Origin of the sequence: Streptomyces sp. NPDC058008, from assembly GCF_042886395.1 — a bacterium.
Classification (GTDB): domain Bacteria; phylum Actinomycetota; class Actinomycetes; order Streptomycetales; family Streptomycetaceae; genus Streptomyces.
Map to the genome: position 1 here is coordinate 16575 of NZ_JBHVQX010000053.1, position 11654 is coordinate 28228.

Genomic DNA, 11654 nt, shown 5'->3' on the forward strand with positions numbered 1-11654 from the left:
CGGCCGGTCCCCCAGGGATCCGGTTCCCGCCTCAGCCCGGGTAGACCAGCGAGGAGCCCTCCTTGAGGACCGTCTGCCAGTTGTCCCCCGGCGACAGCTTGACTATCCCGTCACCCTCGGTGTCCGCCATCAGCGGCAGCTGTTCGTCGTCCGAGGCCGCGACGGCCGTCACCTGGTTCACGCCCGGCAGCACCCCGGAGGACGAGGTGGAACCGTCGGCCTGCACGTAGCGCACCTGCCGCACACCGCCCTCCTCCTTGCCGACCACCACGAGACGGCTACGGCCCGACCAGGAGACAGCCGTCACGTCCGACAGCTGGGGTGCGGCCTGGCGCAGGTCCTCCACCGAGACCCGCTCGGCAGCACCCGAACCATGACGCTCCACCCGGCCGATGTTCAGCGTCGTGTGCCCGTCCTTCGACACGCGCAGGGCGATCCGGACCCCGTCGGCCGACATCCTCAGCGACTCGATCCGCCCGCCGTCCAGGCCGGGCACCAGGACCTCCTGCGGTTCCCCCGCGCCGTCCACCAGCCGGAGCAGCCTGGGATCCGAGGGATCACGGTCGGCGACCCACAGATCGCCCACGCCGTCCCAGCTCGGAGCCGACAGCCGGTCCGTGGCCTTCTTCGCACGGCTCGTCACCACGGGGGCCGCCGGATCGCTGTCCTGGACCAGGGAGGAGACGTAGAGATCCTGCTGGTTCGCCGACACCGCGGCGGCCTGCTGTTCGTCGCGGGCGACGCCCACGGCGCTCATGGCGACCGTCCCGCTGCCCAGCGGGCCGATCACCGGCTCCGGATCACCACTGCCCTTGCTGCTGCCGGGGATGCGCCGCACATGCCCTTCCTCGTCGACGAAGTACTGGCTGCCCGTACCGCCCGAGACGTGGTCCGAGGCGTAGTCCTCGGCCTCGTCGGCGCCGAGCGAGCAGAGCGGGCCGCGCTCCCCCTGGAGCTCCACCTGCCCCACCCGGGCGGACGTGAGGTCCCGCAGCGTGAACAGCACCTGGGCTGCCATCATCCGGCAGGCGCCCTGCCCCGCCTTGTCCGCCTTCTTGTTGAGCGGCACCTTCAGCACGTTCTGGTCGTCCGGAGCCAGCGAGGTGACCCCCGCCCGCAGCGCCGTACCGGCGGGGAAGCGCGAGTCCACCACCGGCCGGAGCCAGTTCGACGGGCCCTCCAGCAGCGTCCGCACCGTCTGTGTGGCGGTGTCCATCCGCGTGACGGGGTCCGTGCGGTTGCGCACGTAGACGGGGTCGGCGACCAGCGCGGACTTGTCGTCCGCCCGCCCGGCCGCGAAGTAGTACTTGTTCACGGACCGGTAGAGGCGCTTGAAGTCCGACTGCCCGAGCACCAGGCCGTCCGGCACGATGTCGATCCGCCACTCCTGCTTGCCGTCCGCGCCCTTCTCGCGGACCAGATGAAGCATCTGGGAGTACTCCGACGGGGCCAGCGGCCGGTAGGAGCTCTGCGCGTCCACTGCCGCCACCTGCTCGCCGGTCAGCGTGTAGGTGGTCTCGGTGGTCCTGCGCTCCTTGTCGTGGATCGTGGGGCCGTTGCGGTTGGGGGCCTTCGCGAGCACGGTGGTGCCCTCACCCGGCTGCCACGTGCGGGCGGCTCCCGCGGTCAGGTACTTCCGGGTCGTCCGGAAGTCGGGGTCGTCACTCGTCATCGACTCCAGGAAGCCGTCGACCACCTCGATGGGAGCGGCACCCTCCCTGGGCGGCACGGCGTACACCTGGACCTGGGCGTCCCCCGGCTGCGAGGCGTCGACCGCCTTCACATCACCGGTCACCGGCATCGCTCCGCACCCGGCGAGCACCACGACGCCGCAGCCGAGCAGCGCGGACAACCGCAGCGCCCGGCCGTGGCCGCCCCGACGGCGGTCAGTGTCCACGTGTCGTGTCCTCCTGCTCCGGATCCTGCGTCTCTGGATCGGTGCCCCCGCCAGGCCGGTCCCCGGCCGGGCGCGACACCACACGCGCTCCACTGCCCGGCAGCGCCGCCGGATGGACCGACGCCGGCGCACGGGACGCCGCCGCCACCCCCAGCTGCGGACGCCCCGAGGCACCCGACTGGTTCGGCACGGACAGCGCCCGGTGATCGTCCGCCGCCTCCGCGCGCTCCCGGTCCTCCCGGTTACGCCGGGAGTCCTCCGGCTCCAGCGGTATCGGCGAACCGCGCAGCGGCTCGTCCGCCGTACGCGGCAGCGTCAGCCGGAACTGGGAGCCTCCACCGGGCTCACCCCAGGCCTGGAGCCAGCCGCCGTGCAGCCGGGCGTCCTCGACGGCGATCGACAGCCCGAGCCCCGTACCGCCGGTGGTACGCGCACGCGCCGGATCCGCCCGCCAGAACCGGTTGAACACCCGGGTCGCCTCACCCGGCTTGAGCCCCACGCCGTAGTCCCTGACCGCCACGGCCACGGCTCCCTGCGCGACCCCCATCCGCACCACGACGTCCCGGCCCTCACCGTGCTCGACGGCGTTGACGACGAGATTGCGCAGGACACGCTCCACACGGCGCGCGTCGGCCTCGGCGACCACCGGCTGCTCGTCCCCCACCACGAGGATCCGAGTGCCCTTGCGCTCCGCCAGCGGCTCGGCCCCACCGATGACCCGGCGCACGACCGTACGCAGATCTATCGGTTCGGCCTCCAGCGCCGCGGCCCCCGCATCGAACCTGCTGATCTCCAGCAGGTCGGACAGGAGGGACTCGAACCGGTCGAGCTGGTCCCCCAGCAGCTCCGCCGACCGGGCCGTGACCGGGTCGAAGTCGACCCGTGCCTCGTGGATGACGTCGGCGGCCATCCGCACCGTCGTCAGCGGGGTGCGCAGCTCATGGCTGACGTCCGAGACGAAGCGCCGCTGCATACGGGAGAGCTCCTCCAGCTGCTGGATCTTCAGCTGGAGGTTCTGCGCCATCTTGTTGAAGGCCTCACCGAGGCGTGCGATGTCGTCCTCACCGGTGACCTTCATCCGCTCCTGGAGCCGGCCCGCGGACAGCCTCTCGGCGATCCCGGCCGCCATCCGTACGGGCGTGACCACCTGGCGCACCACGAACCAGGCGATGGCCCCGAGCAGCACGACCACGAACAGACCGGCCGTGGCCAGGGTCGTCGTGACCAGGGTCAGCGACTTCTCCTCCTGCGTGAGCGGGAAGAGGTAGTAGAGCTCGTACGGATTGTGGTCGACGTCGTAGAGCCTCTTGCCGACCACGAGCCCGGGCTCCGGGTCCTTCCCGTAGGAGTACCGGATCAGCGAATACGTCTGGAACGCGCCCGCTCCCTTGCCGACGTCGTCCCGCAGGCTCTGCGGGATGCTGGACGCCTCGACACTGCCCGAGCCGCGCGGGGCGCGGCTGGTCGTGCCGTGCCCCGCGGAGTCGGGGCTGAGCGCCACCACGTTGAAGGCGTTCGTACCACCGCTGGCGAGCTGGTCGACGAGCTCCGTGCGCCAGGAGGTGTTGGCCGTCATGCCGTCGGCGCCCTCCTCGGTCTGGTCCCCCGGGACCAGCGGCGCGTTCGCGTTCGCCTGGGCGGCCGCGAACCCGCCGGCCGCCTGCGTCTGCGCGGCCTTGCCCTTCGCGTCGAGCAGGCCGTTCTTGACCTGCCCGATCACGACGAAGCCGAGGAGCAGCACCACGGCGATCGACATCAGCAGCGTCCCCGCCACGACGCGCAGCTGGAGATTGCGCCGCCACAGGCGGACAGCCGGCAGCAACGGCCCGCTGATCCACCGCATCAGCAGCCGCGGCACCGGGCCGCCGGACGTCCGGTCGCGGAGCAACCGGCCGCCCAGGGCCCTGCCGAGACGGGAAGTGCTCCACACCTGACCGGCAGCCCGCTCCGCACGGGCGCCAGGCACCCCGGGTGGCGGAGCAGCGCTGCCCAGGGTCATGTCAGCTCGGTCCGGCCTTGTAACCGACCCCGCGGACGGTCACGACGATCTCCGGCCGCTCCGGGTCCTTCTCCACCTTCGAGCGGAGCCGCTGGACGTGCACGTTCACCAGACGGGTGTCGGCGGCGTGGCGGTAGCCCCACACCTGCTCGAGCAGCACCTCACGGGTGAAGACCTGCCACGGCTTGCGCGCGAGGGCCACCAGCAGATCGAACTCGAGCGGGGTGAGGGCGATGGACTGCCCCTCCCGCTTCACCGAGTGACCGGCCACGTCGATGACCAGGTCCCCGATCGTCAGCTGTTCCGGCGCGGGCTCTTCGGACCTCCGCAAACGCGCCCTGATCCGGGCCACCAACTCCTTCGGTTTGAACGGCTTGACGATGTAGTCGTCGGCCCCTGACTCCAGGCCCACCACCACATCCACCGTGTCGCTCTTGGCAGTGAGCATGACGATCGGCACACCGGACTCTGCCCTGATCAGCCGGCAGACCTCGATGCCGTCCCGTCCGGGCAGCATGAGGTCCAACAGCACCAGATCCGGCTTGGCCTCACGAAATGCGGCCAGTGCCTTGTCGCCGTCCGCTACGAACGACGGCTCGAAACCTTCTCCCCGCAGCACGATGCCGAGCATCTCGGCCAGTGCGGTGTCGTCGTCGACGACAAGGACGCGTCCCTTCATAAACGACATCATCCCATTAGCTAATCGTTACCTGCGATGACCTGGCACACAGCTCTGCCAGTCCGACCCCCGTGACCGGGGAAATGACGCCCTCCTCCGTGACGATCGCCGTGACCAGTTCGGGCGGCGTGATGTCGAATGCGGGGTTGTACGCCTTGGCTCCCGGGGGTGCGACAGCCGTGCCGCCCCCGGGGCCCCCGGCCGGCACACCCGGTTTCGATGTGAACTCCGTCACCTCCGTCGCGGAACGCTGCTCCACGACGATGGACGCACCGTCCGCCGTCCCCGGATCGATCGTGGTCGTCGGCGCCACGACCAGGAACGGCACGTGGTGGTACTTCGCGAGCACCGCCAGCGGATAGCTCCCCACCTTGTTGGCCACCGAGCCGTCCGCAGCGATGCGGTCCGCCCCTATGAGTACGGCATCCACCTCTCCCGCCGCGAACAGCGAACCGGCCGCGTTGTCCGTGAGCAAGCTGTACGGCATCCCGTTGCGCTCCGCCTCGTACGCCGTCAGCCGGGCGCCCTGGAGCAGCGGCCGGGTCTCGTCCACCCACAGCTGCCGCAGACTGCCCTTCCGGTGCGCCCGCAGGGCCACCGCGAAAGCGGTCCCGGCGCCGCCGGAGACGAGCGCACCCGTGTTGCAGTGGGTGAGCAACCGGTGCCCGCCTCCTTGCGGCAGAAGCTCCGCCAGCAGTTCCAGACCGTACTGCGCCATCCGTCCGCTGGCCTCCGCATCCTCCTGATGCAGTGCCCGCGCCTCGGCGAGGGCGCGCGCGGCAGCCGCCTGGGGCCCGGACCCGCTCTCGACAGCCGAACGGTACTCCCGCGCCACCCGCCTCGCCCCGTACCCGAGATTCACCGCGGTGGGCCGCGCCCGCTCCAGCAGCGCGGCCGCCTCCGCCACGTCATCGCCCCGGGCGGCCGCCAGCGCCACACCGTAGCCACCGGCGATGCCCAGCAGGGGAGCCCCCCGCACCGCCAGCGTCCGGATCGCCCGCACCAGCGCGGGCACGTCGGCACAGACCAGTTCGGTCTCCTCGGCGGGCAGCCGTGTCTGGTCGAGGAGCACCACCGCGGGCCCTTCCGGAGACGCGTCCCAGCGGAGTACGGAGAGGGCCGGCGGTTCGATGACCACCCGCGTGTGTGCATCCTGATCAGCCATCCGCCCAGTCTGCCCGCTGAGCCGCCCGCACACGACGGCAAGAAGGAGATACGGCGGCAGACCCGCACCGGACCCACGCGTGGCACGATGGCTGGCAACCTGCCGCCCCGATGAGCGGGCAGGACTGTGAAGGAGCGACGATGAACGACTCTCCGGGCTGGGCTTCGCCCGGATCCGCCCCCTCCGACGGCCAGGAGACGGGGATCCCCAAACCCTCCTCGCCCGTTGACGGAAGCGGACAGTGGTCCTCCGCTCAACCGCCTCCGGGGCAGTGGTCCCCGCCCAGCGCCCCCGGGAACGGTCCAGGGATGCCACCGCCCGCTCCGGGCTGGGGCGGCGCCCCTCAAGGTCCCGGCTGGGGCCGGCCGCCCATGGCCGCGAAGCCGGGCGTCATTCCGCTCCGCCCCCTGGGCATCGGCGAGATCCTCGACGGCGCGGTCTCCACGATGCGCACCCACTGGCGCACGGTGCTCGGCGTCAGCCTCACCGTCTCCGTGGTCGCCGAGATCGTGCTCATCCTCGTGCAGCGCTACCTCCTGCCCGAGCAGAAGGCGGTCGACCCGAACGCGACCGGCGCGGAGGTCATCCGCCAGGCCACCGAGTCGGCACAGTCGCAGCTGATCACCAGCCTCCCGAGCACGGTCATCGCCATGTTCGCCACGCTCATCACCACCTCCGTCCTGACCGTGGTGATCAGCCGCTCCGTGCTGGGCCGCGGCGTGACACTCTCCGAAGCGTGGTCCGAGGCCCGCCCCCGGCTCCTCCCCCTGCTCGGGCTGACCCTCCTGCTGAGCCTGATGAGCGCCGGCGTCTTGGCGGTGGGACTGCTTCCCGGTCTGGCCCTCGGCACCGGTGCGGGCGGTCTCGCCCTGACCTTCCTCGGCTTCGTCGCCGCCTGTGCCGTCGTCCTCTGGCTGATGGTCCGCTTCACGCTCGCGGCGCCGGCACTGATGCTGGAGCGGCAGCCCGTGCTCACCGCGCTGCGCCGGTCCGCCAAGCTGGTCAGGGGGAGCTGGTGGCGGACCTTCGGCATCCTGGCGCTCACCTACCTCCTGGTGATCATCCTGACCCTGGTGATCGCGATCCCGTTCGGCGTCATCGCGGTGACGGTGGACAGCGACGGCCTGAGCGAGCTCCTCAGCACCAGCTCGACGAGTTTCGGCTGGCCCTTCCTGATCGTCTCGGGCATCGGTGACGTGATCATCTCGACGCTCGCCTACCCCTTCACCGCAGGGGTGATGGCCCTGCTCTACGTCGACCAGCGCATCCGCCGCGAAGCGCTCGACCTCGACCTCGCCCGGGCCGCCGGCGTGCCCGGCTACGACACCCACCGGAACTGATGCGGTGACGGGGGCGGGGGGCACCATCACAGCGGTACGGATCGTCCGGGGCGGCGAGGACGTCCCCGTGGACATTCCACGTGTCCCCGCCCGTGAGGCGGCGGAGCGCGAACTGTCCGACCCGATGTACCACGAGCACGATCCGAACCTCCTCGAACGCGGCCTGGACCGCTTCTGGGACTGGGTCGGTGACCTCTTCGCAGGTGCCGCCGGTGCCGCCCCCGGCGGCCCGCTCGGCCTCGTCGTGCTCGTCCTGGCGGTCGTCGGTCTGGGCGCCGCCCTGTGGTGGAGGCTCGGCACTCCGCGACGCGCCGTCCGTTCCCCGGAGACGCTCTTCGGCGGCACCGTCCGCAGCGCGGCCGACCACCGCGCGGCCGCGACGGCGCACGCCGAGGCCAGGCGCTGGACCGAAGCCGTCCAGGAACGGATGCGCGCCCTCGTACGCTCCCTGGAGGACCGCGCCGTGCTCGACCCACGCCCCGGCCGCACCGCTGACGAGGCAGCCGCCGAGGCGGGCCGCCTGATGCCCGCACACTCCGACCGGCTCCGCGCCGCCGCCCGGGTCTTCGACGACGTCACATACGGCGGCCGGAGCGCCGACGAGGCCGGGTACCTGAGCCTGTGCGCACTCGACGAGGATCTGCGGGCAACAAAGCCCCTGCTGACCGCGGGCACGAGCCTGGAGACCGCCGGATGACCGCCGCAGCGGCCGTGTCCACCACGTCGGAGTCCCGCACCCCGCAGCAGATCTGGCAACGCGTCCGGGGACTGCTCCTCGCCGTGCTCGTCCTCGTCGTCGCCGGAGTCGCCCTCGCCGCCGCCCGCTCCGGCGGGCAGCACGGCCGGCTCGATCCCCGCTCCGCGGACCCGTACGGCAGCCGGGCCGTCGCCGAACTCCTCAAGGACCGCGGCATATCCGTCGACGTCGTCACCACCCTCGACGAGGCCGTCGGGGCCGCGGGTCCCGAGAGCACCCTGCTCGTCGTCGGCCCCAACACGCTCACCGCTCACCAGCAACGGCGACTCCACACCGCGACCACCGCGTCCGACGGCCGTACCGTCCTGATCGCCCCCGGCGGCCCTTCCGTGGCCCGCCTCGCCCCCGGCGTGCGTCCCGAGGCACACGGGCCGGTGACCGCGCGCGCCCCGCACTGCGAACTCCCCGCGGCCCGTACGGCGGGAACCGCCGACATGGGCGGGATCCACTACGCGACGGACGCCGACGGCGCCGTCGCCTGCTACCCGGACGGCGAACTCGCCTCTCTCCTCGTCCTGCCGGGCAACGGAGCCGGGGACACCGTGCTGCTGGGCTCCCCCGACATCCTCCACAACGACCGTCTCGACCAGCAGGGCAACGCCTCGCTGGGGCTTCAGCTCCTCGGCTCCCGTCCTCATCTCGTCTGGTACCTCCCTTCGCTCGATGATCCGTCCGCCGCCGACGGCGGTGCGGGTGACGGCGATGACAGCGGCGGCGGTGGCGTCGAAGGCGAGAGCGACTTCATCGGCCTCATCCCCGAGGGCTGGCTCTGGGGCACGCTCCAACTCGCCCTCGCGGCCGTCCTCGCCGCACTCTGGCGAGGACGCCGCTTCGGCCCCCTGGTCACCGAACGACTGCCGGTGGCCATCCGGGCCTCGGAGTCCACCGAAGGCCGGGCCCGCCTCTACCGCAAGGCCGACGCCCGCGACCGCGCCGCCGCCACCCTTCGTTCCGCGACGCGCATCCGCATCGCCCCCCTCCTCGGTGTCTCCGCCCGTGAAGCCGATTCCCCGGCTGTGCTCCTGCCTGCCGTCGTGACACGAACCGCCACCTCCAGCGGCGAGCTCAGTGACCTGCTCTTCGGCCCGGCTCCCGCCGACGACGCCGCGCTTGTCCGTCTGACCGACCAACTCGACGCCCTCGAACGAGAGGTACGCACTTCATGAGCGCCCCGACACCGGAGACCGCCGAACTCGCGGACACCGCAGAGACACCTGCGGCCTCCGTGAGCTCCGACAGCGCCCGCGCATCCCTGGAAACACTGCGTTCAGAGATCGCCAAGGCAGTGGTCGGACAGGACCCGGCCGTCACCGGACTGGTCGTCGCTCTCCTCTGCCGGGGCCACGTGCTTCTGGAAGGCGTACCCGGCGTCGCGAAGACCCTCCTGGTCCGCGCGCTTGCCGCCTCCCTCGAACTGGACACCAAACGCGTCCAGTTCACCCCCGACCTGATGCCGAGCGACGTCACGGGCTCCCTCGTCTATGACGCCCGCACCGCAGAGTTCTCCTTCCAGCCCGGCCCGGTGTTCACGAATCTCCTGCTCGCCGACGAGATCAACCGCACGCCTCCCAAGACCCAGTCCTCCCTGCTGGAGGCCATGGAGGAACGACAGGTCACCGTCGACGGGTCACCCCGGCCCCTCCCCGACCCCTTCCTCGTCGCGGCCACGCAGAACCCCGTCGAATACGAGGGCACCTACCCGCTGCCCGAGGCCCAGCTCGACCGCTTCCTGCTCAAACTGACGGTGCCCCTCCCGTCGCGCGAGGACGAGATCAACGTGCTCACCCGCCACGCCGATGGGTTCGACCCCCGGGACCTGAAGGCAGCGGGCATACGGCCCGTGGCCGGCACCGCCGACCTCGAAGCGGCCCGTACCGCTGTCGCCAAGACCTCGGTCTCCCCCGAGATCGCCGCCTATGTCGTCGATATCTGCCGAGCCACGCGTGAATCCCCCTCGCTCACCCTGGGCGCCTCCCCCCGAGGCGCCACCGCACTGCTCTCCACCGCACGGGCATGGGCCTGGCTCACAGGCCGGGACTACGTCATCCCGGACGATGTGAAAGCGCTCGCTCTCCCCACGCTCCGCCATCGCATACAGCTGCGACCGGAAGCGGAGATGGAAGGAGTCACTGCCGACTCCGTCATCACCGCTGTCCTCGCCCACGTCCCCGTCCCCCGGTGAGGAGGTGACCATGGCCCTCACCGGACGGGCCGCCCTTGTGGCGGCCTTGGGGTCACTCCCCGTAGGCATTCTGGCCCCGAGCTGGACGGGCATGCTCGCGGTCAATGTTCCGCTCTCACTGGCAATTGTGTGCGACTACGCCCTGGCCGCGCCAGTACGAAGGTTGCAGTTCACCCGATCCGGTGACACATCCGTTCGACTCGGTGACACCGCATCAGTGCAACTCACCGTGACCAACACGTCGGGGCGCCGGCTCCGTGCGCACCTCCGCGACGCATGGCCGCCCAGCAGCTGGACATCGGAGGCCGAACAGGCTTCGTCCCGGCACCGGTTCGCCGTACCTGCGGGGGAGCGCCGACGCCTCACCACCGTCCTGCGGCCGTCACGGCGTGGTGACCGTGAGGCCGACCGCGTCACCGTCCGGTCGTTCGGCCCGCTCGGGCTCGTGTCGCGCCAGGGTCATCACCGTGTGCCCTGGACGGTCCGGGCTCTGCCTCCCTTCAGAAGCCGGAAGCATCTGCCGTCGCGGCTCGCCAGGCTGCGTGAGCTCGACGGCAGGACGAGTGTGCTCACCCGAGGGGAAGGCACCGAGTTCGACAGCTTGCGTGCCTACGTCGCGGGTGACGACACCCGCTCCATCGACTGGCGGGCCACCGCGCGCCAGTCCGCGGTCGCTGTCCGCACGTGGCGCCCGGAGCGTGACCGCCACATCCTCGTCGTCCTCGACACCGGCCGCACCTCGGCGGGCCGGGTGGGCGACGTACCGCGCCTCGACGCCTCCATGGACGCCACCCTGCTCCTCACCGCACTTGCGACCCGTGCCGGCGACCGCGTGAACCTGATCGCCTACGACCGTCGTGTCCGGGCCCAGGTGCGGGGAGGAACCACGAAGGGGGACGTCCTGTCGGCGCTCGTCAGCGCGCTGGCCACCCTTGAGCCCGAGCTCGTGGAGACCGACGCGCGGGGTCTCAGTACGGCCGCGCTGACGCATGCTCCCCGCGGATCGCTGATCGTCCTGCTCACGAGTCTGGACGCCGCACCCGTCGAAGAGGGGCTGCTGCCTGTTCTCCCGCAGCTCACCCAGCGCCACGCGGTGCTGGTGGCGTCCGTCGCGGACCCGCACGTCGAGGCGATGGCGCGTGAACGAGGCACAGTGGACGCGGTTTACGAGGCCGCAGCCGGCACACAGGCGCAGGCCCTGCGCCGCCGCACCGCTGACCGGCTCCGGCGCCACGGCGTCACGGTCGTCGACGCCGCACCCGACGACCTCGCACCCGCCCTGGCTGATGCCTACCTCGCGCTCAAGGCCGCCGGCCGGCTGTAGCAGCACCGGGTGCGGAGACCGGACAGCGGTCGGTCCATCGTCGTACGCTCCTGGGCATCCTGCGGCGGGTTACATGCGGCTGCCCGGCGGGCCATGTGAACAGCGTGGCCGACACGTCGCGGTTTCTGTCCGACGGACCGGTGACCGAGGTTCTCCGAGGCCAGGAGGACCTCGGTCTCAGCGGTGAGCCTTCGGTCCGACCCTGGACTGGACGCTCGGAACGCAGAAAAGCCCCGTGCCACAAGGGCACGGGGCTTTCCCGGAATAATTGTTCGGCGGCGTCCTACTCTCCCACAGGGTCCCCCCTGCAG

At 71.5% G+C, this 11654-nt stretch carries 9 protein-coding genes; 5 read left to right on the top strand and 4 right to left on the bottom strand.

The features are described from left to right. Positions 1–31: 31 nt before the first annotated feature. Genes ACFVS9_RS33325 through mtnA form a run of 4 tightly spaced genes read right to left on the bottom strand, consistent with a single transcriptional unit; the run spans position 32 to position 5740 of the window. Positions 32–1897 (bottom strand): LpqB family beta-propeller domain-containing protein, encoded by a 1866-nt coding sequence (locus tag ACFVS9_RS33325; RefSeq protein WP_389938593.1) that lies wholly within the window; start codon positions 1895–1897, stop codon positions 32–34. Beyond that, complete coding sequence (gene mtrB, locus ACFVS9_RS33330; RefSeq protein WP_389938596.1) at positions 1887–3896, bottom strand: MtrAB system histidine kinase MtrB; 2010 nt, start codon at positions 3894–3896, stop codon at positions 1887–1889. The genes ACFVS9_RS33325 and mtrB overlap by 11 nt, the downstream gene beginning before the upstream one ends. Position 3897: 1 nt before the next feature. Continuing rightward, positions 3898–4587 (bottom strand): two-component system response regulator MtrA, encoded by a 690-nt coding sequence (gene mtrA / locus ACFVS9_RS33335; protein WP_187282414.1) that lies wholly within the window; start codon positions 4585–4587, stop codon positions 3898–3900. 4 nt (positions 4588–4591) lie between these two features. Beyond that, a complete protein-coding gene (gene mtnA / locus ACFVS9_RS33340; RefSeq protein ID WP_389938599.1) occupies positions 4592–5740 on the bottom strand; it encodes an S-methyl-5-thioribose-1-phosphate isomerase in 1149 nt (382 codons plus the stop codon). A 140-nt stretch (positions 5741–5880) separates the two neighbouring features. On the opposite strand from mtnA, the gene ACFVS9_RS33345 reads away from it, so the two are divergent. The 5 genes from ACFVS9_RS33345 to ACFVS9_RS33365 are packed head-to-tail and all read left to right on the top strand — an operon-like array spanning position 5881 to position 11343. Continuing rightward, positions 5881–7080 (top strand): glycerophosphoryl diester phosphodiesterase membrane domain-containing protein, encoded by a 1200-nt coding sequence (locus ACFVS9_RS33345; RefSeq protein ID WP_389938602.1) that lies wholly within the window; start codon positions 5881–5883, stop codon positions 7078–7080. 4 nt (positions 7081–7084) lie between these two features. Next, the gene (locus ACFVS9_RS33350; protein ID WP_389938605.1) at positions 7085–7777 is read left to right on the top strand and encodes a DUF4129 domain-containing protein; all 693 of its coding nucleotides are present in this window, start codon (positions 7085–7087) and stop codon (positions 7775–7777) included. Continuing rightward, entirely contained in the window at positions 7774–9003 is a 1230-nt protein-coding gene (locus ACFVS9_RS33355) for a DUF4350 domain-containing protein (RefSeq protein ID WP_389938608.1), read from the top strand. The genes ACFVS9_RS33350 and ACFVS9_RS33355 overlap by 4 nt, the downstream gene beginning before the upstream one ends. Further along, positions 9000–10019: an AAA family ATPase gene (locus ACFVS9_RS33360; RefSeq protein WP_389938611.1), complete on the top strand. Its 1020-nt coding sequence runs from the start codon at positions 9000–9002 to the stop codon at positions 10017–10019. Before ACFVS9_RS33355 ends, ACFVS9_RS33360 begins: the two co-directional genes overlap by 4 nt. Positions 10020–10029: 10 nt before the next feature. Beyond that, a complete protein-coding gene (locus ACFVS9_RS33365) occupies positions 10030–11343 on the top strand; it encodes a DUF58 domain-containing protein (RefSeq protein ID WP_389938614.1) in 1314 nt (437 codons plus the stop codon). Positions 11344–11654 lie beyond the last annotated feature (311 nt).

Coding starts and splice junctions, on each gene's coding strand:
- mtrB (WP_389938596.1), bottom strand. CDS start 3,896: ATGACCCTGGGCAGCGCTGCTCCGCCACCCGGGGTGCCTGGCGCCCGT.
- mtrA (WP_187282414.1), bottom strand. CDS start 4,587: ATGATGTCGTTTATGAAGGGACGCGTCCTTGTCGTCGACGACGACACC.
- mtnA (WP_389938599.1), bottom strand. CDS start 5,740: ATGGCTGATCAGGATGCACACACGCGGGTGGTCATCGAACCGCCGGCC.
- ACFVS9_RS33345 (WP_389938602.1), top strand. CDS start 5,881: ATGAACGACTCTCCGGGCTGGGCTTCGCCCGGATCCGCCCCCTCCGAC.
- ACFVS9_RS33355 (WP_389938608.1), top strand. CDS start 7,774: ATGACCGCCGCAGCGGCCGTGTCCACCACGTCGGAGTCCCGCACCCCG.
- ACFVS9_RS33360 (WP_389938611.1), top strand. CDS start 9,000: ATGAGCGCCCCGACACCGGAGACCGCCGAACTCGCGGACACCGCAGAG.
- ACFVS9_RS33365 (WP_389938614.1), top strand. CDS start 10,030: ATGGCCCTCACCGGACGGGCCGCCCTTGTGGCGGCCTTGGGGTCACTC.